The sequence below is a fragment of the Cypionkella sinensis genome (assembly GCF_042646385.1).
Lineage (GTDB): Bacteria > Pseudomonadota > Alphaproteobacteria > Rhodobacterales > Rhodobacteraceae > Cypionkella > Cypionkella sinensis.
The window spans coordinates 56,048-76,336 of record NZ_JBHRTO010000002.1 but is presented as its reverse complement, the minus strand read 5'-3'; the positions used below and the strand labels follow the sequence as shown (position 1 = coordinate 76,336).

Sequence of the window (20,289 nt, the reverse complement as noted above, 5' to 3'; positions counted from 1 at the left end):
CATGGCAGCCATTATCCCCACCGACTTCTATGGCACGATCACTTGGCTTGGCCGTGTGGCCGACCGCGACGCGGCGCTTGAAAGCGCGCCGCTGACCGAGATATTTGCAGGCTTTGATGGCCCGGAAGGTGAGGCACATGGCGGCATCAATCGCCCTGCTTGCAGCCGGGTGGCCTCGCTTTACAAGCGCAACCTGCCGATCCGCAACACCCGGCAATTCGCGGTGATGTCGGCAGAAGATCTGACGCAGATCGCCGCCAATATGGGCTTGGAACGGCTGGACCCTGCGCTGCTGGGCACGTCGTTGGTGATCGAAGGCATCCCCGATTTCAGCCACCTGCCACCCTCTAGCCGCTTGCAGGCCGAAGGCGGCGCGACCTTGGTGGTCGATATGGAAAACCGCCCCTGCACCTTGCCCGCCCGCCCGATCGAGACCTCGCATCCGGGCTTTGGCAAGAAGTTCAAACCCGCAGCCCAAGGCCTGCGCGGCATCACCGCTTGGGTCGAGGCTGAGGGCACGCTGCGGATCGGTGCCAAGGTGCGGCTGTTCGTGCCCGACCAGCCGGCTTGGGCGCATCTGGAGCAAGCGCGCGGTTAAAGCATGAAGTCGGTCGAGACCATGTTGTTCACGCCGATGACAACGAAACTGAAATCGGTGATTCTGTCACCGTTCATGTCGGCCATCACCAGTGTATTCGCCCCCGAGTTCACCGCCCGCAACGCCCCAAGCGTGCCGTCAAAGCCCGCAGTGCCGCGCCAGGAAAACTGCTGATCATTGGCCAGTGCCAGATTGGTGTCGATGGCCGTAAGGTCGATCTTGTCACCTTGGGCACGGTTGAAATCGTAGATGACATCGCGCGCACTGGGCAGCGCCGTGCTGTCGGCCACTTCGACGAACACGAACCGGTCAGCCCCGAGGCCGCCATAAAGCCGATCCAACCCACTGCCGCCAATCAACCGATCTGCGCCGTTGCCGCCATAAAGACTGTCATTGCCAACGCCACCCTCCAGCCGATCAATGCCATCTTCGCCGCGCAAAGTGTCGTTGCCCGTGCCGCCATAAAGTGAATCGTTGCCAATACCGCCATAGCCGCTGTCGTTGTTGCCGCCCAGATTGAGAATGTCATTGCCAGACAGGCCTCGGAAGACATTGGCATTATTGGCATTGCTTAACGGTGAATCCGTCAAAGTGTCGTTGAAATTGCTGCCAATCACGTTGTTGATGCCATAGATCAGATCGCCTGCCGCATCACCGCCGGAGCTGGCGGTGGAGTTGCTGCCCGCGATCAGAACCACCTGCACAGCCGCTTTTGACTGTGAATAGGAAACCCAGTCCGATCCGTTCGAGCCGCCGTATAGCGAATCCGCGCCCGCGCCGCCTTGCAGGATGTCGGTGCCATCGCCGCCATAGAGCAGATCGTTGCCTGCATCGCCGAACAGTTGATCGTCATCATATGATCCGCTGATTTCGTCATTTCCAGCACCGCCGTAGATGGTGTCGTTGCCGGTATGGCCGCCCAAGGTATCACTGCCGCCTGCGCCGCCGCGGGCTTGGTCGCCGAAAATCAGATTGTTGGCCTCGTTGCCATTGACCCAATCGGCGCCGATGCTGCCGCGGACATTTTCGATCAAACCATTTACGACCAGCGAATAGCTGCTGTTGTCGGGGTTGAAATACGTCACGCGCGCCTGCTGTGAGACGCCACTGGACACCAGCCATTCCAGCCGGAACGTCGAATAATCGCGGTGAATGCCGGTCAGGCTGAGCCAATCAATGCCAGTGCCATCGTCGGTTATGGTGACTGTGGAATTGGCACCTGCGGTCAATGCCTCGACATCATAGAAATCATCGGCCATCGGAATCCTCCTGATCAAAACAAGTGGTCAGCATTTCAAAACGTCATCGTCCAATACCGACAAAGTGACCGCATCTGGCCCACCCGTCAAGCGCCGCGCGGGCAGGGGCGGGTGACGAATACTGTCATGCAAATTGCAGGGAAATTTCAGCTTGGGATTTTTCCTGCTTATGCTCCGCACTTTCCGATCGGAAACGGAAGCTGGCGATTTTGCATGGGAAGAAGTCGGAAAAGCGCGTTTGGAAAGCCGTTTTCTCCGCTATCACGTCGCCAACGGGACAGTCCGTGCCCCTTGGGAGATAAAAATGGCCTTCAAAACCGACATCGAGATTGCACGCGAAGCCAAGAAAAAGCCGATCATGGACATCGGTGCAAAGCTGGGCATCCCGGCCGAGCATCTGCTGCCCTATGGCCATGACAAGGCCAAGGTCAGCCAAGAGTTCATCAAATCTCTGGCAGGCAAGCCTGATGGCAAGCTGATCCTTGTCACCGCGATCAACCCGACCCCGGCAGGCGAAGGCAAGACCACCACCACCGTGGGTTTGGGCGATGGCCTGAACCGCATCGGCAAAAAGGCTGTGGTTTGCATCCGCGAAGCCTCGCTTGGCCCGAACTTCGGCATGAAGGGCGGCGCTGCGGGCGGCGGCTATAGCCAAGTCGTGCCGATGGAAGAAATGAACCTGCATTTCACCGGCGACTTCCACGCTATCACCTCGGCGCACAACCTGCTGTCGGCGATGATCGACAACCACATCTACTGGGGCAATGAGCTGGAAATCGACGCCCGCCGCATCGTGTGGCGTCGCGTGATGGACATGAACGACCGCGCGCTGCGTGACATCGTGGTCAACCTCGGCGGCGTGTCGAACGGCTTCCCGCGTCAGACCGGCTTTGACATCACCGTGGCTTCGGAAGTCATGGCGATCCTGTGCCTGTCGAACGATCTGGAAGACCTGCAAAAACGTCTAGGCGATATCGTGGTGGCCTACACCCGCGCCAAGACCCCGATCTATGCCCGCGACATCAAGGCTGACGGCGCAATGACCGTTCTGTTGAAGGACGCAATGCAGCCGAACATCGTGCAAACGCTGGAAAACAACCCGGCCTTCGTGCATGGCGGTCCGTTCGCCAACATCGCCCACGGCTGCAACTCGGTGATCGCGACGAAAACCGCGCTGAAACTGGGCGAGTATGTTGTGACCGAAGCCGGTTTCGGCGCTGACCTGGGTGCCGAGAAATTCTTTGACATCAAGTGCCGCAAGGCTGGTCTGAAGCCCTCGGCTGCGGTGATCGTGGCGACGGTGCGCGCAATGAAGATGAACGGCGGCGTGGCCAAGGCTGATCTGGGTGCGGAAAACGTCGAAGCGGTGAAAAAGGGCTGCCCGAACTTGGGCCGTCACATCGGCAACGTCAAAGGCTTTGGCGTGCCGGTTGTGGTTGCGATCAACCACTTCTACAGCGACACCGATGCCGAAATCGCAGCCGTGAAAGCCTATGTGGCCGAGCAGGGCGCAGAGGCGATCCTGTGCAAGCATTGGGCCAATGGCTCGGCTGGCATCGAAGATCTGGCGCATAAGGTTGTGCAACTGGCGGAATCGGGCGCTGCGAACTTCGCACCGCTCTATCCCGATGAAATGCCGCTGTTCCAAAAGCTGCAAACCATCGCCAAGCGCATCTATCATGCGGATGACGTGATCGCCGACAAGTCGATCCGCGATCAACTGAAGGCTTGGGAAGCGGCTGGCTACGGCAATCTGCCGATCTGTGTGGCCAAGACCCAATACTCCTTCACCACCGATCCGACCGTGCGCGGTGCGCCCACTGGCCACACCGTTCCGGTGCGCGAAGTGCGTCTGTCGGCAGGCGCTGGCTTTATCGTCGCGATCTGCGGTGAGATCATGACCATGCCGGGTCTGCCGAAGGTGCCGTCGGCCGAAGTCATCCGCTTGAATGCGGACGGCAATGTCGAAGGTCTGTTCTAAGGCTGATTGAAACGGGCTGGGGCCATTCGTCGCCTTGCCTTTGGACGGTATCGGAATTAACTCGAGACCAGCCCAAAGGAGAGTGCGATGAAGGCCCCCGCTGACTGCCATTCCATGCAAGACCTGCGCGTGCAGATCGACGCTTTGGATGCCGAGATTGTGGCAAAACTGGTGGCGCGGGCCGGATATATCGACCGCGCCATTGTCTTGAAGCAAGGCGAGAACATGCCCGCCCGGATCAATGACCGGGTCGAGGATGTGGTCGCCAAAGTGCGGGCTCGGGCGGCCGATCAAGGTCTGGACCCCAACCTTGCAGAAGACCTCTGGCGGCGGATCATCGAATGGTCCATCGCGCGCGAGGAAAAGGTTCTGGGGCAGGGGTAAGCCATTTGGGCGCACATCACGGCAGGACAGGCGGTAGGCCAGCAGAACTTGTCGTTATGCTTTGCCTTCTGGTGTTCTCGGTCGGTTTGCTTGCTGCGGATTTCTACGCTTGGATGCTTCTCGCCGTTTGGGTCGTGGATCACTTGGGGCCGGGTATGCTGATTGCCTGTAGTGGTGCCCAGTTCGCAGTGTCGATGTGGATTTTGCGTCGGGTCTGGGTGCTTGTGCTCAACTACTACAAATATGAGGCGCACACTCTGCGTCCGGTTACGGGTAAGGAAAGCCGGAATGACGGCGACGCTGATTGACGGAAAAGCCATTGCGGCGCGGATGCGGGCCGAAACTCTGGCCGAGGCGCGGGCCTTGGCTGAATCCGGTTGGGCGCCGAAGCTGGTGTCGATCTCGGTCGGCGATGTGGCAGCGGCGGAACTCTATGTGCGCAACCAGCAGCGGCAAGCGCAGGATGCGGGCGTGGGGTTTGAGGCGCGCAACTACCCCGAAACCATCTCGCTGGAACAATTGACCGGCGTTTTGGCGGGTCTGAATGCCGATCCGCGTGTGAACGGCATCATCATCCAGCGCCCGCTGCCTGCGCATATCCCGGTGAAGGCGCTGCAAAAGGCCGTGCATCCGCTGAAGGATGTGGAAGGCATGCACCCGGCGAGCATTGGCAATATCGTTTACAATGATCTTGCGCTTGGGCCTTGCACCGCCGTGGCTGCCGTTGAAATTCTGAAAACCCTGCCATTGAAGCTGGAGGGCCTCGACGTGTGCGTCATTGGCCACAGTGAAATCGTCGGCAAACCGATTGCGTTTCTGATGATGGGTCTGGGGGCGACCGTGACCGTCTGTCACCACATGACCCGCCAGGTCGCGGTGCATAGCCGTGCGGCGGATGCGGTGTTCGTGGCGGTGGGCAAGCCTGGCCTCGTGACGGGCGAGATGCTGAAACCCGGCTCGGCGCTGATCGACATCGGCATCAACCGCATCGATGGCAAAACCGTGGGTGACGCCGATTTTGAAAGCTGCGCCAAGGTGGCGGGCTGGATCACCCCCGTTCCCGGTGGCGTTGGGCCTGTGACCGTCGCCACATTGATGAAAAACGCCGTTCTGGCGACCCGTATGCAAATGGACCACTATCGTCACGCCTTCGCGGCGGCGAGTTAAGGGAGACACGACATGACCGCTAAAGTGATCGACGGCAAAGTGTTCGCGGCATCCGTCCGCGCGCAGGTGCAAGAGCATGTCGCCAAGCTGAAGGCCGATCACGGCATCCAGCCGGGGCTGGCGGTGGTTCTGGTCGGTGAAGACCCGGCCTCGAAAGTCTATGTGAAGAACAAGCACGCCTCGACGATCGAAGTCGGGATGGCCTCGTTTGAACATCGCCTGCCTGCGGATACGTCCGAGGCTGATCTGCTGGCGCTGGTGAAATCGCTGAATGCTGATCCCAAGGTGCATGCGATCCTTGTGCAACTGCCGCTGCCTGCGCATCTGAATTCGGAACTGATCATCAACACGATTGATCCGGCCAAAGACGTTGATGGCTTCCATATCTCGAATGTGGGCCTTCTGGGCACCGGGCAGAAAAGCATGGTGCCCTGCACGCCGCTCGGTTGCCTGATGATGCTGCGCGATCACCACGGCAGCCTTGCTGGGCTGAACGCGGTTGTGGTCGGGCGCTCCAACATCGTTGGCAAACCGATGGCGCAATTGCTGCTGGGTGACAGCTGCACGGTGACGATTGCGCACAGCCGCACCAAGGATCTGGCCGCCGTGTGCCGGGGTGCCGATATTCTGGTCGCCGCCGTGGGTCGCCCGGAAATGCTGACCGGGGATTATGTGAAACCTGGCGCCACCGTGATCGACGTGGGCATCAACCGCATCGAGCGTGACGGCAAGGCCAAGCTGGTGGGCGATGTGCATTACGAATCAGCCGCCGCAGTGGCCGGTGCGATCACCCCGGTTCCGGGGGGCGTCGGCCCGATGACCATCGCCTGCCTGCTGGCCAATGCCCTTACGGCATGTTGCCGCGCCAATGGCCTGCCTGAACCCAAGGGTTTGACGGCCTGATCCCGACAGAGCGTTGTTAAAACGCTGCAGTCATCCGATTGGATAGGGGTACTTATCCATTTGGATAATTGAAATGTTGCCACAATGAAAACCAGTCGCTAAGCACCGCCGGATGTAACCAGTAACGCGCCAGAGGGCCATGTCGGCGTTCGTCCAGAAATTCAAACAAGAAATTCGTTCAGGCGTGTCCATGATTTTCTGGGCAGGCCTGATCTTTTTTGTGGCCCTTACCGGCCCGTTCGGCACCTACGCCGCCTATAGTTTTGGCCAGCGTCTGTTGGCCGTGACGCCGCTTCTGGCGGCGATCATGCTGGTGGGTTTGGTGATCCGGGTGCTGGTGTTCAGTGCGCTGCCGCCGTGGCGTTATCGATCGGCGACGGTGCTGAATGCAGGGCTGGCAAGCCTGATCATCGCGCCGATGCTGGACCAGTTTTTGCACCGCATCCCCCCGACCGACACCGTCAGTTATCCCGGCCTGGGCGAGTTGATGCTGCTGGTGTTTTCGCTGTCGCTTGGGCTGTCGTCGCTGCGCCGCAGTGTCGCCGCAGCCGAAGATGCGTCATTTCCGCCCGCTGACGCCGCCCCTGCTTTTACCGTTCCTCCAGAGCCCGAGACCCCGCGTTTGCCGCGCCTGTTGCAGCGGCTGGACGTTGCCGATCCGGGGGCGCTGTGGTCAATCTCGGTGCGCGATCACTATGTCGACGTGCAGACCAGCGCCGGCACAAACAGCCTGCTGATGCGGCTGAGTGACGCGATGGCCGAAACCGATCCGGTCGAGGGCGCGCAGATCCACCGCTCGCATTGGGTGGCCTGGGCTGCGGTCGAGGGGGTAGAGCGGGACGGCACCAAGCTGTTCGTGGTGCTGACGGGCGGTGCGCGGCTGCCGGTGTCGAAAAACCACCGAGAGAAACTGGTGCTGCGCGGCCTGCTCTAGTTGCGGCCTGCTCAAGGGCCGATCGACATTCACCTTGGACAGTCTGGCGAAGGCCATCGCCTTCGCCATGCGGTGCAGAGGCCGCTGAAACCGCCGGGCCCCAATGGCTCGGCCAGCGCCCGCCCCGCCAATGGCGGGCGCTGGCCTCAACAGGTTTTTCGCTGACGCGACTACAGGGTGAAACCGCCCACGCGGGCGGGGCAACGCAATGCGTTTCCTATTTCCCCCCGGGACCAAGGCGCATGCAAGCGCGTGAATGTCGATCCGCTCTAGCCCTTGCGCGGCATCGGCAAGGGTAGGGCGGTCTTGCCAATCGCCACCGCCAAAGCATCGGGTTGCATCAGTGCGGTCAGGGCGGGATCGTGGCTCCACAGCCCGCCGGTATAGCTGCCATAGGCGGGCAGAATCACCCGCGCCGCATCCAGCAGAAAGCAGCGCCGCGCTTGCCCTGCCAGCCGCAGCTTTGGGTGGTAGTGGCCTGAAATCTCGGGCGTTTCTGCCGTTGCGATGTGGCGGAACGCCAGCGGGCCGATCACCATTTCAGCGCGGTGACTGCCGCCCAGCGCCAATGGCCCGGCATCATGGTTGCCCTCGATCCAGATCCATTCGCGCCCCGCCATCAGCCGTGTCAGCCACAGCTGATCATCTGCGTCCATCGCATCGGCGGCAGCAAGATCGTCAAAACTGTCGCCCAGACAGATCACCACCCGCGCGCCCGTGGCCTCCAGATCATCATCCAGCCGCCGCAGGGTGTCGCGGGTTTCAAAGGGCGGCAGCAAGGCCCCACCGCGCCGCGCCAGCCGCTCCGATTTGCCGAAATGCAGATCGGATACCACCAGCAGCCGCTCGGCAGGCCAGTGCAACGCGCCCGAGGGCAGGGCAAAAAGTTCAGCGGATGACAGGGGAAACCGATACATGGCCGCAGCTTTGCCGCAGGTATCCGGGCTTGACAAGGCGGCACCGTATCGCATGGCAATGCCGCCGCGTGGTGGCTCGATGCCACCCAAGGCGGCGTTTCCGTTCAGGTTAGCCCCGCATCCCGCATCAATTGCGCTGCTGCATCCTCGGCTAGTCGATCGCGCCCGGCACCCTCCACCGGCACCCGGCCCATTTCCAGAAACAGCGGTGCGGCGAGGGGCGAGGGGCGGTCCAGCCGCACATGGTCAATCCGGTCGCCTATGCGTTCCAGCATCGCCTCAAGCCGCGAGAAATCAATCAGCCCGCGCATCGCCTCGGCTCTTGTGATCGCTAGCATCAGATGACCCGCATCATATTTGCGCAGGGTGTCATACAGGATATCGCTGGAAAACGTCGCCTGCCGCCCCGATTTGCGCCGCCCCTGATGGCTGCGCTCAATCAACCCGGCCACGATGGCCACATTGCGGAAGGTGCGCTTCATCACCGCATTGCCGCCCAGCCACCCTTCCAGATCGGCGCGCAAGGTGACACGGTCCAGCAGGGCTGCGGGGTCTGCTACCGCATCCAAGCCCCAGATCATCGTGGCATAATCGGTGGCGACAAAGCCCAAGGGGTGCAGGCCCTGATCCTCCATCCTCTTGGTCGCCAAAAGCCCCAAGGTCTGCTGCGCATTGCGCCCGGCAAAACCATACAGCACCAGATACTGCCGCGACTCATAGCCGAAACTTTCCACCAGCAACCGCCCCGGCGCGGGCAGGCGCGAAACCTCGGTCTGCAAGCGCAGCCAATCGGCGGTGTGGCGCGGCAGGTCGGACCAGTCACCCCGTTGGAAAATCTGCAAGATGCGTTCGGAAAGCTGGGTTGAGGTGGCAAATTTCGTCCCCGAAAACACCGCCACCTTCGGATCACGCCCCGGCTGCCGCGTCACCTCGACCGTCATTTCGCGCAACCCGTCATAGCGCACCACTTGGCCGCCGATCAGAAAGGTGTCGCCGGGGGTCAGGGTGCTGGCGAAACTTTCCTCAATCTCGCCCAAGGGCGTGCCACCTAAACGGCCCTTCAGCCGCACCTTCAGGGTTTCGGTGTCAATGATGGTGCCAAGGTTCTGGCGGATCACCGCCGCGCTGCGCGGATCGCGCAGCGACCATTTGCCATCCCGGATCATCAAGCGCTGCCATTTGTCATAGGCGCGCAAGGCATAGCCGCCGGTGGCGGTGAAATCGAGGCAATCGTCGAACTCGGCGCGCGTAAGGTTCACGTAGGGCCCTGCGGTGATCACCTCGGCGTAAAGCGCATCCGCATCAAACGGTGCAGCGCAGGCGGTGGCAAGGATATGCTGGCAGAGCACATCCAAAGGCCCCGGCCCACGCGGGTCGCCATCCAGTTGGTGCGCGGCAACCGCCTGCAAAGCCGCCTGACATTCTACGACCTCAAAGCGGTTGGCAGGCACAAGCAGGGCCTTCGATGGCGCGTTATAGCGGTGATTTGCCCGCCCGATCCGCTGCACCAGCCGCTTGACGTTCTTCGGCGCGCCGACCTGAATGACGAGATCGACATCGCCCCAGTCAATGCCCAGATCAAGGCTTCCAGTGCAGACAATCGCGCGCAGGCGGCCATCGACCATCGCCTGTTCCACCCGGTCGCGTTGCTCGCGCGAGAGACTACCGTGGTGGATGCCGATCGGCAGATCGTCGGCGTTCAACAGCCACAGGCGGTGAAAGAAAATCTCGGCCTGCGCGCGGGTGTTGTGAAAGATCAGCGTGGTCTTGTGGCGCTTGACCTGTTCCAGAATCGCCGGGATCGCATAATGCGCGCCATTGCCCGCCCAAGGTGGGGCCGCATCTGTGATCAGCATGGAAATGTCCGGGTCAGGCCCCGGATCGGCCTGCAACACTTGCGCGCCCGCCCCGAGGAAAGCCGCCAGCGCGGGCGGGTCTTCCACGGTCGCCGACAGGCCCACCCGGCGCAGTCCGGGCGACAAAGTCTCCAGCCGCGCCAGTTGCAGCATCAACTGATCACCGCGCTTGCTTTCGGCCAGCGCGTGAATCTCATCGACAATCACCCGCCGCAGCCCCCCAAAAATCCGCGGCGCATCCTCGTATGTCAAAAGCAGCGCAAGACTTTCCGGCGTGGTCAGCAAGATATGCGGCGGATCGGCACGCTGGCGGCGGCGCTGCGTGTAGGTGGTGTCGCCGGTGCGATCCTCGATCCGGATCGGCAGGCCGGCGCCCTCTACCGGCCTGCGCAAATTGCGCCGGATATCCGCCGTCAGTGCCTTCAGTGGCGAGATATAGAGCGTATGCAGCCCCTGATGCTGCCCGTCTGCCAACTCGGCCAAACTGGGCAGGAACCCCGCCAAGGTCTTGCCCCCCCCGGTGGGTGCGATCAGCAAAGTCGAGGCATCGCATGCCCGTGCCAGCATCGCCCGCTGATGCGGATGCAGCCCCCAGCCTTGGGCGTCAAACCATTCCTGCAAAGCCTGCGGCACATCCATGGCGCTAACCTAATCCCCGTCCACCCAAAGAAAACCCCCTTGGCCATTCATCTTGGCCCAAATACTCCCGCCGGAGGCTCCCCACGCCGCCACAATGTCGCGGATAGGCTTGCTGCCGCCCCGCTCTCAGCCTAATCCAATCCCCATGAAAATACTTTTCCTTGGCGATGTGATGGGGCGGTCGGGCCGGGCCGCGATAGTCGAGCGTTTGCCGACGCTGCGGCGCGATTGGGGCCTCGATTTTATCGTGGTCAATGGCGAGAATGCCAGCCAAGGCGCTGGCCTGACCGCCGAGCATGCGCGGGTGCTGCTCGGGGCAGGGGCCGATTGCCTGACCTTGGGCGATCATGCCTTCGACCAAAAAGACATGCTGCAATACATCGAGCAGGAACCCCGCATCATCCGGCCGCTGAACTTCTCGAAAGTCGCCCCGGGTCGCGGCGTGAAGATCTTTGAGGCCACGCAGGGCCGCAAGGTGCTGGTGACGCAGGTGTTGGGGCAGGTGTTCATGAAGCGCCCGTTTGACGATCCGTTCAGTGCGGTGGAAACCATCCTGAAAACCCATCGCATCGGTGCCACGGTGCAGGCGGCGGTCGTGGATGTCCATGCCGAGGCCACGTCCGAGAAGATGGCGATGGGGCATTGGTGCGACGGGCAGGCGAGCCTTGTCGTTGGCACCCACACCCATGTGCCGACGGGGGATGCGCAAATCCTGCCCGGTGGCACCGGCTATCTGACCGATGCAGGTATGTGCGGCGACTATAATTCGGTGATCGGGATGGAGAAACTCGAACCCCTGCGGCGTTTCATCACCGGCATGTCCAGCGCGCGGTTTACCCCCGCCGAAGGCCCCGCCACCTTGTCAGGCGCCTATGTCGAAACCGATGACCGCACCGGCAAAGCCCTGAAAATCAAGATGATCCGCAATGGCGGCACATTGGAGCAATCAAGTCCATGACCGCAATCGTCGCCCCGCTTGTGCAGCCAAAACGCTGGCATCTGCTGCTGATCCTGCTCTGCCTTGGCTTGGGCTGGGGCATGACGCAACCCTTGGGCAAGATCTCGGCCTCCACCGGGCACAAACCGTTCGGGTTGATCTTCTGGCAATTGACCGTTTGCACCGCCGTGCTGGGCACGCTGACCCTGCTGCGCGGCAAGCGGCTGTCGCTGCGGCCCGAGGCGCTGAAATTCTACGTTATCGTGGCAATTCTGGGCACGCTGGTGCCAAACTGCACCTTCTATATCTCAATCGCCCGGCTGCCGTCGGGCATCATGTCGATCCTGATTTCGATGGTGCCCCTGCTGGCCTTCCCGATGGCGATGGCCTTGGGGATGGATCACTTCTCAGTCCGCCGCCTGGCGGGTCTTGGGCTGGGCCTGACGGGTGTGCTGCTGATCGCTTTGCCAAATGCCAGCCTGCCCGACCCGGCGATGGCCGCCTTCCTGCCGATTGCGATGATCGGGCCGCTGTTCTACGCGATGGAAAGCACCTATGTCGCCAAGACCGGCACGGCGGGGATGGATGCGTTGCAGGCGATGTTCGGTGCATCCTTGGTGGGGCTGATCCTGTGCACGCCGGTGATGCTGGCCTTGGGGCATTTCTTTCCGATGCCGCTGCCACCGGGCAAGGCCGAATGGGCGCTGATCGCCTCATCGGCGATGCACGCGCTTTTGTATTCCGCCTTCGTCTGGCTCGCCGCCAAGGCAGGCGCGGTGTTCGCCTCGCAATCCAGCTACATCGTCACCGCATCCGGCGTGATCTGGGCGATGCTGCTGCTGGGTGAGAGGTTCAGCCCCTGGGTCTGGGCAGCGGCGGCGGTGATGCTGCTGGGCCTCAGCCTTGTGCAGCCGAAACTGCGGGTGCAAACCCTGCAACCGTTGAACGAATAGGCCCAGAATGCGGGCGGGGTTGCAGGCGCACCCTTGGCTGGTGTAAGGCAGCCCATCATCTGAAGAAGCGATCGGAGACGGGTCATGGCAGGCCATTCAAAATGGGCGAACATCCAGCACCGCAAGGGCAAGCAGGATAAAGCCCGCTCAAAGGTGTTCTCGAAGCTGGCGAAGGAAATCACCGTCGCGGCCAAGATGGGGATGCCCGATGTGGACATGAACCCGCGCCTGCGTCTTGCCGTGAAAGCGGCGAAGGCGGTGTCGATGCCAAAAGACGTGATCGACCGCGCCATCAAGAAATCGCAGATGGGCGACGGTGCCGATTACACCGAAATCCGCTACGAAGGCTACGGCGCAGGCGGCATCGCGATCATGGTCGAGGCGATGACCGACAACCTGAACCGCACCGCCTCGAACGTGCGCAGCTATTTCACTAAATTCGGGGGCAATCTGGGGCAGACCGGCTCGGTCAGCCATGGTTTCGACCGTCTGGGCGAGATTTCTTATCCGGCCTCGGCAGGCTCGGCCGATGATATCATGATGGCGGCGCTGGATGCTGGCGCCGACGATGTGGAATCCGATGAGGACGGCCACTGGATCTATTGCGCCGTTGAAAACCTGAACGCCGTTTCCGATGCGCTGGAAAAGGCTTTGGGGGAATCGTTGGAGTCCAAACTGATCTGGAAGGCACAAGTGCTGACCGAGGTCGATCTGGACACCGCGACCAAGCTGATGAAGCTGATCGACATGCTGGAAGAGGATGACGATGTGCAGACCGTCACCCATAACTTCGACATGAGCGACGAAGTGGCCGAGCAACTGGGCTGACCTTTCGCGATATTTTGATCTGAAAAGCCGCGCTAAACCAGCGCGGCTTTTTCATTTTCGCACACCACAGGGCAGCACCCTTGATTCCGGGCGGTGAGCTTTTCTGTGATATGGCAGTTACCAATCCTTGTAGTCCCGAATCCATCTTGATACGTTATATTATAACATAACGGAATCACACCATGACCCATCTTCCCGTCACCGTCCTGTCCGGCTTTCTCGGCGCGGGCAAAACCACCTTGCTGAACCATATTCTGAACAACCGCGACGGCCGTCGGGTGGCGGTGATCGTCAACGATATGTCCGAAGTGAACATCGACGCCGATCTGATCCGTGACGGTGCCAGCCTCTCACGCGCCGAGGAAAAGCTGGTCGAGATGACCAACGGCTGCATCTGCTGCACCCTGCGCGATGACCTGCTGACCGAGGTGCGAAAACTGGCCGCCGAGGGCCGCTTTGATTATCTGCTGATCGAATCCACCGGCATTGCCGAACCGCTGCCGGTCGCTGCCACCTTCGACTTTCGCGATGAAAACGGTGACAGCCTGTCGGATGTGGCGCGGTTGGATACGATGGTGACGGTGGTCGATGCGCTCAACCTGATGCGCGATTTCTCCAGCCACGATTTCCTGTCAGACCGGGGCGAGACGATGGACGACGGAGATCAGCGCACACTGGTCAACCTGCTGACCGATCAGATCGAATTTGCCAATGTCATCGTGCTGAACAAGATCAGCGATGCTGGCCCCGCCCGCGCCGATGCTGCCCGCAAGATCATTCGCGCGCTGAACCCCGACGCCCGCCTGATCGAGACCGATCACAGCATCGTCGCAGCCGACGCGATCTTTGACACCGGCCTGTTCGATTTCGACCGCGCGCAGGAACATCCGCTGTGGGCCAAGGAACTCTACGGCTTTGCCCACCACACGCCCGAGACCGAGGAATACGGTATCTCGTCCTTCGTCTACCGCGCCCGCGCGCCGTTTGATCCCGCGCGCATCCATGCCGTGCTGAACGGCGATCTGCCCGGCGTGATCCGTGCGAAGGGGCATTTCTGGATCGCCACCCGCCCCAATATGGCGCTGGAGTTCAGCCTGGCCGGGGCGCTGTCGAGCGTGACGCCACTGGGCGGCTGGTGGGCCAGCGTGCCGCAAGCCCGTTGGCCGACGCACCCCGACGCTTTGGCCGAGGTCGCGGCGCAATGGGTCGAACCTTGGGGCGATCGGCGGCAGGAACTGGTGTTCATTGGCGCCGATCTTGACCGCGCCGCGATCACCGCCGCCCTCGACGCCGCGCTGTTGCCAACCAAAACCTTCGCCCCCACGTCTTGGGCCAAACTGCCCGATCCATTCCCGGAATGGCGCCGGGTCGCCGCCGCATGAGTGGCGGCAACCTTGCCACCCGCCTGCGCCGCAGCCCGCGCCCGGATACGATGCAGGCCTATGACGCCCTGCCACCCGAGGCGCGGCGCTGGCTTGCAGGCGCAAAACTGCCGTGGAGCGCGCGGTCCGTCGCAAAGCTTTGGGCGCGGGCTTGGCATGATGCGGGCGGCGATCTGGCCGCCGTCCGCGCCCGGATGGATGCCGCACAGGCGCGCAAACTTGCCCGTGATGCGGCGGATGTTTGGGGGCGGCACTACCCGGCCGAGCCGCCCGCCACGCCGAAGCCAGTGCGCAAACCGCAGGCGCAGCTGCCATTCTGGCAAGCGCTGAACACCCCTGCACTGGCGCAGCGCAGGGCCTAACCCGTTGGCATCATGGCAAATGTCTGCAAGCCCGCAGGCAGCGCATCCCAAGCCTGCCCACGCGCGGCATAGGTGACGAACTGCGGCGCAAACAGCGATGGGTCATCCAGACTGCCGGGATGAAACGCGATCATCTGCGGCGCTGCGGCAAAGCTGACAAACACCGGCGTGCCGCAGGTCGGGCAGAAGGCATGGTATTTCATATTGCCGCTGTCGCCCGCAATGCTCCAGCTTTGCACCATGCCGGTCATGGCCAGATCATCGCGATCCGCGAACACCAGATAGGCCGAATGGCCTGCCCCGCTGCGCTGGCGGCAATGCACGCATTGGCACAGCACTTCCGCCACCGGGCTTCCGGTTTTTTCGTAGCGCACCGCACCACAGGCGCAGCCACCTTTGTAAACCTTGGTCATCACACCCTCCTGCGGCCTCAGGCCGCTTTTTTGCGCCCCGACAGATCAAAGCCGGTGCCGGTTTCCAGATAGGATTTCAGGCTCGACAATACCCACGGCCAGCCTTTGGTCACACCAGCCGCCATGGTGCTGCCCACCTCAAGCTCGTCGTGGCTGACCGTCAGCCGCACGCCGTTTTCATGCGGCTCGACCTCAAACGTCACCCGGCTATAGCTGTCAGGATTGTCGGCCTGCGAGGCCCCGGCCCACGAGATCACCAGGCGGTGCGGGGCAGAAACCTCCAGCACCTTGCCGACGATCTCGACAGGGCGGGCGTCATTGTCACGCACATGCTGCCAGTCGGCCCCCACCGTCCAATCCGAGATATTCTCATGCCCCCAATACTGCCGTGCCATTTCGGGCCGGGTGATCGCCGCGAACACCTTTTCGGGCGTTGATGCGATATAGGTCACATAGACAAAACGGGTGGTCTGCTTGGTCATTTCTCGCCTCCTTCAAGGTCGGATTTCAGATCATGCAACAGGTTCAGCCGCGGGGTTTCAAACTTGCGCACCCAGCGCGCGTAAATGTCATGCAGCGGCACAGGATTGATAAAATGCAGCTTTTCCCGCCCGCGCCGCTGGGTGGTCACAAGGTTGGCGGCCTCGAGCAGTTCAATATGCTGGGTGGCCGATTGCCGTTTCATGTTCAGGTTTTCGCAAAGTTGCCCCAGCGTCTGCCCGTTCTTCTCGCTCAAAAGGTCAAGCAAGGTGCGCCGCGTCGGATCGCCCAACGCCTTGAACACCAGATCCTCGGCAATCTGCTTTTGAGTTTGCATGAGGTTAATATGCAGGTAAATACCTGCATGTCAACAGGTGCAAGATTGCTTGGCCAAAGCGGCGCGAGAATCGCCAAGGTCTGAAGCCAAGCGGCCTGCGCTTATTCCAGCCGCATCGGGCCATGCGGCACCGGCATCCCTGCCGCAACCGCGCCCCAGACCGATTGATCGAAATTCACAATCGCCCCGGTCATCAGCCCCGCATCGTCGGATACCAGAAAATTCACCGCGCGGGCGGCCTCTTCCGGGTCGACAAGGCGGCCAAAGGGCAGGGCGGCAGCGGCTTTGGCCTCCCACTCCGGGTCGCCCGCTGCGGCTTGAATCTCGCGCTCGTGCTCCGAGGCCATCCAGCCGATGTTCAACTGATTGACCCGGATGCGGTTTGCCATCACCGAAAAAGCGGTGTTGGCGGTCAGTGTGGTCAGCGCACCTTTCGAGGCGCAATAGGCGTTGATGAACGGCTGCCCCGCCAGGGCCGAAATCGAGCCGATATTGCAGATCGCGCCGTGAATATCCTTGGCGATCATCAGCCGGATCGCCGCCTGCATCAGAAAATACGGCCCGCGCACATTGGTGGAAAACAGCGCGTCAAAGGTTTCGGGGCTGGTGTCCAGAATGGTGCCGCGCGCGGTGGATGCGCCTGCGTTCACCAGCACATCCACCCGGCCAAAGCGGGCATCGGCTTCGGCAATCACCCGCTGACAATCCTCAACGCTGCCGAAATCGGCCTGCACGAACAGCGCGGGGCAGGGCAGCGCCTCGGCCACTGCCCGCCCTTTGACGGCATTGCGCCCCATGATCACCACGCCAGCCGCGCCCGCCGCCGCCAGCCTGCGGGCGATAGCCGCGCCAAGGCCCTGCGTTGCCCCCGCGATCACGCAGATTTTGCCATCCATCCGGTTGCCGGAAAACTCCATCTCGCCCCCCTTGCAGCCTGCGGATTTCACCACCGCTGCTGCTGTCCATGCGCCGCTGACGCGCCCGAAGTTTCAAGCACAGTTCGACCCGCAACTCCAGCACCCAGCGCCGCTGGACAGCGGCCAAGTGTTAAAAAAGTCTTAAAAGCACTACCCTAAGCCATTGATCAGAATACACAAAAAAAGGTCCCGAGTTGGGACCAGCTTCAGGCTTGATCGCTATTAACGTGACTGGATGCGCCCAGATCCGGGCGGAAATAGGAAACGCATTGCGTTTCCCCGCCCGCGCGTGTGGCCTCACCCTGTCACCAGTGCCGCCAAAAAAACCAAAGGCCAGTGCCCGACCCGGCGGGCGAGAAGCGCCCGCCATCGGCGGGTCGGGCGCTGGCCGGGCCTTTGAGGCCCGGCGGTTTCAGCGGCACCTGCACCGCGTGGCGAAGGCGGTGGCCTTCGCCAGATTCTCCAGAAGCGAAGGCACATCCCTAAATCACCACCAAAACCCGCGCTGCCGCCGCGCGGATTTCCCGCGTCAGCGGGGCTAGTGCCGGGGCGGTCAGCCGGCTGAATTGCCAGTGCAAGGCCACATCCAGCGCGGTGTTGGGCACCATTTCAACCAGCGCCCCGCTGGCCAGATGCGGCGCCACCAAAGCCTCGGGGTTCAAGGCCCATCCCAGCCCCGCAAGGCAGCCATCGACAAATCCCTGACTGCTGGCCAGCCGATGGCTGGGAAACGCCGCCCGCTTGCCGCGTCGCCCAAGCTGGCGGTCGACCCAGATTTCTTGCAGCCGATCCTTTTCCGAAAACGTCAGCGCGGGGGCGGTGGCAAGGCTGGCCGCCGTCACCCCCTCGGCCATCCAGCGCGCCATAAAGGCGGGCGCGGCGGTGGCCCGGTAACGCAAGGCCCCCAGCGGGATCGTATCGCAGCCCTGCAACGGGCCGGGATGGGCGGTGATCGCGGCGGCGACCTCACCGCGTTTCAGCCAATCCTGGCTGACCTCTTGATCGTCGATCACCAGATCAAACAGAAACCCGGTGGTCGCCGCCAGCGCCGGGATCACCCAAGTCGCCAGACTGTCGGCATTGACCGCGATCCGCAAGGTGGCAGGTCGGGGTGACAGCCACGGCAGATCGGTGGCAAGCGTCCGCTCCAGCAGCGTCACCTCGTCATGGTGCCGGATCATCCGCAGGCCCGCAGGCGTGGCGGTGCAGGGCTGACCGCGCCGGATCAGCAGCGTGCCCGCAACCTCTTCCAGCGCCTTCAACCGCTGCGAAATCGCCGAGGGGGTGACATGCAGTTCCGCCGCCGCAAGGTCAAAAGATCCGCCACGATGCACGGCAGCAAGGGCGGCGAGTTGGGCGGGGTCGAACATTAGAGCGGCTTATCTGATCGCAGCAGGATTAATTTGATTGAAGCGAGCCTTCCCTGATAGGTCAAGCGCAAAGCAACGAAGCGCGGGGTCGGGTGGATGTTTGAAGCGGCAGTGCATGGCTATCTGGTGTCGCTCAGTCTGATCCTTGCGATTGGCGCGCAGAACGCCTTTGTGCTGCGGCAGGGCCTGCGGCGCGAGCATGTCGGCGTGGTGGTGCTGGCCTGCGCCGCGTCGGATGCGATCTTGATCGCGCTGGGCGTGACGGGATTTGGCGCGGTGTCTGGGGCGGTGCCGTGGCTGGCCGAGGCGATGCGCTGGGGCGGCGTGATCTTTCTGCTGGTCTATGGCGCGCTGCGGTTCAAGGCGGCGCTGGCCGGGGGTGAGGCGTTGCAGCCGGGGCAGGGGGCTGCGGCATCGGTCCGCTCGGTGCTAACGACGGTGCTGGTGCTGACTTGGGCCAACCCGCATGTCTATCTGGATACGGTGGTGCTGCTGGGCTCGATCTCGGCGCAGTATCCGGGGCATCGGCTGGCGTTTGGGGTGGCGGCGGCGCTGGGCAGCTTCAGCTTTTTCACCGCGCTGGGCTATGGCGCGCGGCTGCTGGCGCCGGTGTTTGCCAACCCAAAGGCTTGGGTGGTGCTGGAGATAATCGTGGGTGCGACGATGTGGGCAATCGCGGCGGGGCTTGCCTTTGGCGGCTAGGCTTGCTTGATGGCGGCCATGCAAATGACTGATCTGGGACGGCCCCGCGAAGGGGTGATGTGGATGGTGTTGTCGGGGCTTTCCTTTGTGGGGGTCAACGGCATCGTGCGTTATCTGGGCACCGACCTGCCCGCCGCGCAATCGGCGTTCTTGCGGTTTGCCTTTGGCGTGGTTTTCCTTGCTCCGGTGCTGCCGGGAATGCTGCGCGGACTGAGTGGCCCCGCGCTGCGGCTGTTTGCGTGGCGCGGGGTGATGCACACGATTGCGGTGCTGTTCTGGTTTTTCGCGATGGCGCGCATCCCCGTCGCCCATGCCACCGCGATTGGCTATCTGAACCCGGTGCTGATGTTGATCGCGGGCGCGATGATCCTGCACGAGCCACTGTCGGCGCGGCGGGTCGTCGCGGTGGTGGTGGCGTTTGTGGGGGCGTTGATCGTGCTGCGGCCTGGGGTGCAGGCGCTGAACCTGGGGCATCTGAGCCAGATCGGCGCTTCGGTGTTTTTCTGCGGCAGTTATCTGTTTGCCAAACGGCTGACGGGATTGGCGAGTGCCAGCGTCATCGTGGCGATGATGTCGGTGACGGTGACGATCGGGCTTGCGCCTTTGGCGTGGTGGGTCTGGGTGCCGGTGAGTTGGGCACAGGTGGGATGGCTGGCGATTGTGGCGGGCTGTGCCACCTCGGGGCATTATTGCATGACGCGGGCGTTCCGGGCTGCGCCTTTGACGGTGACGCAGCCGGTGACATTCCTGACGCTGATCTGGGCTACGGCGGTAGGGGCGATTGTGTTTGACGAGGCGGTGGATGTGTTCGTGCTGCTGGGTGGGGCGATGATCATCGGCGCGATTACCTTTGTGACCTGGCGCGACGCCGTGGATGCGGCGGCCTTGCAGCAGGATTGAGCGGATCCTGCCGCACAGGCACCATACCGCGCCGGTGTTGCACTGGGCAGCGCGCGCTCTGGTGCGGTGG

22 protein-coding genes are annotated in these 20,289 nt (G+C 62.3%); 14 read left to right on the top strand and 8 right to left on the bottom strand.

Going from position 1 to position 20,289, the window contains the following annotated elements; translation table 11 throughout:
• Position 1: 1 nt before the first annotated feature.
• Positions 2 to 598, top strand: a complete 597-nt coding sequence (locus ACFOGH_RS15610; RefSeq protein WP_380074096.1) for an MOSC domain-containing protein — start codon at positions 2 to 4, stop codon at positions 596 to 598.
• Here the strand turns inward: ACFOGH_RS15610 and ACFOGH_RS15605 are convergent.
• Positions 595 to 1,857 (bottom strand): calcium-binding protein, encoded by a 1,263-nt coding sequence (locus tag ACFOGH_RS15605; RefSeq protein WP_380074095.1) that lies wholly within the window; start codon positions 1,855 to 1,857, stop codon positions 595 to 597. The genes ACFOGH_RS15610 and ACFOGH_RS15605 overlap by 4 nt on opposite strands.
• Before the next feature lie 304 nt (positions 1,858 to 2,161).
• Between ACFOGH_RS15605 and ACFOGH_RS15600 the strand changes: the two genes are divergently transcribed.
• From ACFOGH_RS15600 to ACFOGH_RS15575, 6 genes are all read left to right on the top strand, one after another.
• Entirely contained in the window at positions 2,162 to 3,838 is a 1,677-nt protein-coding gene (locus ACFOGH_RS15600; RefSeq protein WP_380074094.1) for a formate--tetrahydrofolate ligase, read from the top strand.
• An 87-nt stretch (positions 3,839 to 3,925) separates the two neighbouring features.
• A complete protein-coding gene (locus tag ACFOGH_RS15595) occupies positions 3,926 to 4,222 on the top strand; it encodes a chorismate mutase (RefSeq protein WP_380074093.1) in 297 nt (98 codons plus the stop codon).
• A 56-nt stretch (positions 4,223 to 4,278) separates the two neighbouring features.
• Positions 4,279 to 4,530 (top strand): hypothetical protein, encoded by a 252-nt coding sequence (locus ACFOGH_RS15590; protein ID WP_380074092.1) that lies wholly within the window; start codon positions 4,279 to 4,281, stop codon positions 4,528 to 4,530.
• Positions 4,511 to 5,389: a bifunctional 5,10-methylenetetrahydrofolate dehydrogenase/5,10-methenyltetrahydrofolate cyclohydrolase gene (locus tag ACFOGH_RS15585; RefSeq protein WP_380074091.1), complete on the top strand. Its 879-nt coding sequence runs from the start codon at positions 4,511 to 4,513 to the stop codon at positions 5,387 to 5,389. The genes ACFOGH_RS15590 and ACFOGH_RS15585 overlap by 20 nt, the downstream gene beginning before the upstream one ends.
• Before the next feature lie 12 nt (positions 5,390 to 5,401).
• Positions 5,402 to 6,292, top strand: coding sequence for a bifunctional methylenetetrahydrofolate dehydrogenase/methenyltetrahydrofolate cyclohydrolase FolD (gene folD, locus ACFOGH_RS15580; protein WP_380074090.1), 891 nt, complete (start codon positions 5,402 to 5,404; stop codon positions 6,290 to 6,292).
• Between the two features lie 190 nt (positions 6,293 to 6,482).
• Complete coding sequence (locus ACFOGH_RS15575; protein ID WP_380074089.1) at positions 6,483 to 7,226, top strand: LytTR family DNA-binding domain-containing protein; 744 nt, start codon at positions 6,483 to 6,485, stop codon at positions 7,224 to 7,226.
• Positions 7,227 to 7,495: 269 nt separating this feature from the next.
• Here ACFOGH_RS15575 and pdeM read toward each other — a convergent pair whose 3' ends face one another.
• On the bottom strand, positions 7,496 to 8,143 hold the full coding sequence (gene pdeM, locus ACFOGH_RS15570) for a ligase-associated DNA damage response endonuclease PdeM (protein ID WP_380074088.1): 648 nt from the start codon (positions 8,141 to 8,143) through the stop codon (positions 7,496 to 7,498).
• 104 nt (positions 8,144 to 8,247) lie between these two features.
• Positions 8,248 to 10,638: a ligase-associated DNA damage response DEXH box helicase gene (locus ACFOGH_RS15565; protein WP_380074087.1), complete on the bottom strand. Its 2,391-nt coding sequence runs from the start codon at positions 10,636 to 10,638 to the stop codon at positions 8,248 to 8,250.
• A gap of 145 nt (positions 10,639 to 10,783) precedes the next feature.
• Between ACFOGH_RS15565 and ACFOGH_RS15560 the strand changes: the two genes are divergently transcribed.
• The 5 genes from ACFOGH_RS15560 to ACFOGH_RS15540 all read left to right on the top strand — a co-directional run bounded on the left by ACFOGH_RS15560 (position 10,784) and on the right by ACFOGH_RS15540 (position 15,100).
• A complete protein-coding gene (locus tag ACFOGH_RS15560) occupies positions 10,784 to 11,596 on the top strand; it encodes a TIGR00282 family metallophosphoesterase (protein WP_380074086.1) in 813 nt (270 codons plus the stop codon).
• Complete coding sequence (locus tag ACFOGH_RS15555; protein ID WP_380074085.1) at positions 11,593 to 12,528, top strand: DMT family transporter; 936 nt, start codon at positions 11,593 to 11,595, stop codon at positions 12,526 to 12,528. The genes ACFOGH_RS15560 and ACFOGH_RS15555 overlap by 4 nt, the downstream gene beginning before the upstream one ends.
• An 84-nt stretch (positions 12,529 to 12,612) precedes the next feature.
• Positions 12,613 to 13,356 (top strand): YebC/PmpR family DNA-binding transcriptional regulator, encoded by a 744-nt coding sequence (locus ACFOGH_RS15550; protein ID WP_380074084.1) that lies wholly within the window; start codon positions 12,613 to 12,615, stop codon positions 13,354 to 13,356.
• A gap of 182 nt (positions 13,357 to 13,538) precedes the next feature.
• Positions 13,539 to 14,738: a GTP-binding protein gene (locus ACFOGH_RS15545; protein ID WP_380074083.1), complete on the top strand. Its 1,200-nt coding sequence runs from the start codon at positions 13,539 to 13,541 to the stop codon at positions 14,736 to 14,738.
• A complete protein-coding gene (locus ACFOGH_RS15540) occupies positions 14,735 to 15,100 on the top strand; it encodes a DUF6525 family protein (RefSeq protein WP_380074082.1) in 366 nt (121 codons plus the stop codon). The genes ACFOGH_RS15545 and ACFOGH_RS15540 overlap by 4 nt, the downstream gene beginning before the upstream one ends.
• On the opposite strand, the gene ACFOGH_RS15535 is transcribed toward ACFOGH_RS15540, so the two are convergent.
• The 5 genes from ACFOGH_RS15535 to ACFOGH_RS15515 form a co-directional block, all read right to left on the bottom strand.
• Positions 15,097 to 15,513: a GFA family protein gene (locus ACFOGH_RS15535; RefSeq protein ID WP_380074081.1), complete on the bottom strand. Its 417-nt coding sequence runs from the start codon at positions 15,511 to 15,513 to the stop codon at positions 15,097 to 15,099. The genes ACFOGH_RS15540 and ACFOGH_RS15535 overlap by 4 nt on opposite strands.
• Positions 15,514 to 15,530: 17 nt before the next feature.
• Positions 15,531 to 15,995: an SRPBCC family protein gene (locus ACFOGH_RS15530; protein ID WP_380074080.1), complete on the bottom strand. Its 465-nt coding sequence runs from the start codon at positions 15,993 to 15,995 to the stop codon at positions 15,531 to 15,533.
• Positions 15,992 to 16,330, bottom strand: coding sequence for an ArsR/SmtB family transcription factor (locus tag ACFOGH_RS15525; RefSeq protein WP_380074079.1), 339 nt, complete (start codon positions 16,328 to 16,330; stop codon positions 15,992 to 15,994). The genes ACFOGH_RS15530 and ACFOGH_RS15525 overlap by 4 nt, the downstream gene beginning before the upstream one ends.
• A 101-nt stretch (positions 16,331 to 16,431) precedes the next feature.
• The gene (locus tag ACFOGH_RS15520) at positions 16,432 to 17,247 is read right to left on the bottom strand and encodes an SDR family oxidoreductase (protein ID WP_380074078.1); all 816 of its coding nucleotides are present in this window, start codon (positions 17,245 to 17,247) and stop codon (positions 16,432 to 16,434) included.
• A 482-nt stretch (positions 17,248 to 17,729) separates the two neighbouring features.
• Positions 17,730 to 18,617: a LysR family transcriptional regulator ArgP gene (locus ACFOGH_RS15515; protein ID WP_380074077.1), complete on the bottom strand. Its 888-nt coding sequence runs from the start codon at positions 18,615 to 18,617 to the stop codon at positions 17,730 to 17,732.
• A gap of 96 nt (positions 18,618 to 18,713) precedes the next feature.
• Between ACFOGH_RS15515 and ACFOGH_RS15510 the strand changes: the two genes are divergently transcribed.
• On the top strand, positions 18,714 to 19,319 hold the full coding sequence (locus tag ACFOGH_RS15510) for a LysE/ArgO family amino acid transporter (RefSeq protein WP_380074076.1): 606 nt from the start codon (positions 18,714 to 18,716) through the stop codon (positions 19,317 to 19,319).
• Positions 19,320 to 19,337: 18 nt separating this feature from the next.
• Positions 19,338 to 20,219: a DMT family transporter gene (locus ACFOGH_RS15505; protein WP_380074075.1), complete on the top strand. Its 882-nt coding sequence runs from the start codon at positions 19,338 to 19,340 to the stop codon at positions 20,217 to 20,219.
• Positions 20,220 to 20,289: the final 70 nt, after the last annotated feature.

Excerpts from the sequence above, each read along its gene's own strand:
- ACFOGH_RS15535 (WP_380074081.1), bottom strand. The coding sequence starts at position 15,513 with ATGACCAAGGTTTACAAAGGTGGCTGCGCCTGTGGTGCGGTGCGCTAC.
- ACFOGH_RS15520 (WP_380074078.1), bottom strand. The coding sequence starts at position 17,247 with ATGGAGTTTTCCGGCAACCGGATGGATGGCAAAATCTGCGTGATCGCG.
- ACFOGH_RS15590 (WP_380074092.1), top strand. The coding sequence starts at position 4,279 with ATGCTTTGCCTTCTGGTGTTCTCGGTCGGTTTGCTTGCTGCGGATTTC.
- ACFOGH_RS15540 (WP_380074082.1), top strand. The coding sequence starts at position 14,735 with ATGAGTGGCGGCAACCTTGCCACCCGCCTGCGCCGCAGCCCGCGCCCG.
- ACFOGH_RS15515 (WP_380074077.1), bottom strand. The coding sequence starts at position 18,617 with ATGTTCGACCCCGCCCAACTCGCCGCCCTTGCTGCCGTGCATCGTGGC.
- pdeM (WP_380074088.1), bottom strand. The coding sequence starts at position 8,143 with ATGTATCGGTTTCCCCTGTCATCCGCTGAACTTTTTGCCCTGCCCTCG.
- ACFOGH_RS15525 (WP_380074079.1), bottom strand. The coding sequence starts at position 16,330 with ATGCAAACTCAAAAGCAGATTGCCGAGGATCTGGTGTTCAAGGCGTTG.
- ACFOGH_RS15585 (WP_380074091.1), top strand. The coding sequence starts at position 4,511 with ATGACGGCGACGCTGATTGACGGAAAAGCCATTGCGGCGCGGATGCGG.
- ACFOGH_RS15560 (WP_380074086.1), top strand. The coding sequence starts at position 10,784 with ATGAAAATACTTTTCCTTGGCGATGTGATGGGGCGGTCGGGCCGGGCC.
- folD (WP_380074090.1), top strand. The coding sequence starts at position 5,402 with ATGACCGCTAAAGTGATCGACGGCAAAGTGTTCGCGGCATCCGTCCGC.
- ACFOGH_RS15600 (WP_380074094.1), top strand. The coding sequence starts at position 2,162 with ATGGCCTTCAAAACCGACATCGAGATTGCACGCGAAGCCAAGAAAAAG.
- ACFOGH_RS15510 (WP_380074076.1), top strand. The coding sequence starts at position 18,714 with ATGTTTGAAGCGGCAGTGCATGGCTATCTGGTGTCGCTCAGTCTGATC.
- ACFOGH_RS15595 (WP_380074093.1), top strand. The coding sequence starts at position 3,926 with ATGAAGGCCCCCGCTGACTGCCATTCCATGCAAGACCTGCGCGTGCAG.
- ACFOGH_RS15530 (WP_380074080.1), bottom strand. The coding sequence starts at position 15,995 with ATGACCAAGCAGACCACCCGTTTTGTCTATGTGACCTATATCGCATCA.
- ACFOGH_RS15610 (WP_380074096.1), top strand. The coding sequence starts at position 2 with ATGGCAGCCATTATCCCCACCGACTTCTATGGCACGATCACTTGGCTT.
- ACFOGH_RS15605 (WP_380074095.1), bottom strand. The coding sequence starts at position 1,857 with ATGGCCGATGATTTCTATGATGTCGAGGCATTGACCGCAGGTGCCAAT.
- ACFOGH_RS15545 (WP_380074083.1), top strand. The coding sequence starts at position 13,539 with ATGACCCATCTTCCCGTCACCGTCCTGTCCGGCTTTCTCGGCGCGGGC.
- ACFOGH_RS15505 (WP_380074075.1), top strand. The coding sequence starts at position 19,338 with ATGCAAATGACTGATCTGGGACGGCCCCGCGAAGGGGTGATGTGGATG.
- ACFOGH_RS15550 (WP_380074084.1), top strand. The coding sequence starts at position 12,613 with ATGGCAGGCCATTCAAAATGGGCGAACATCCAGCACCGCAAGGGCAAG.
- ACFOGH_RS15565 (WP_380074087.1), bottom strand. The coding sequence starts at position 10,638 with ATGGATGTGCCGCAGGCTTTGCAGGAATGGTTTGACGCCCAAGGCTGG.
- ACFOGH_RS15555 (WP_380074085.1), top strand. The coding sequence starts at position 11,593 with ATGACCGCAATCGTCGCCCCGCTTGTGCAGCCAAAACGCTGGCATCTG.
- ACFOGH_RS15575 (WP_380074089.1), top strand. The coding sequence starts at position 6,483 with ATGATTTTCTGGGCAGGCCTGATCTTTTTTGTGGCCCTTACCGGCCCG.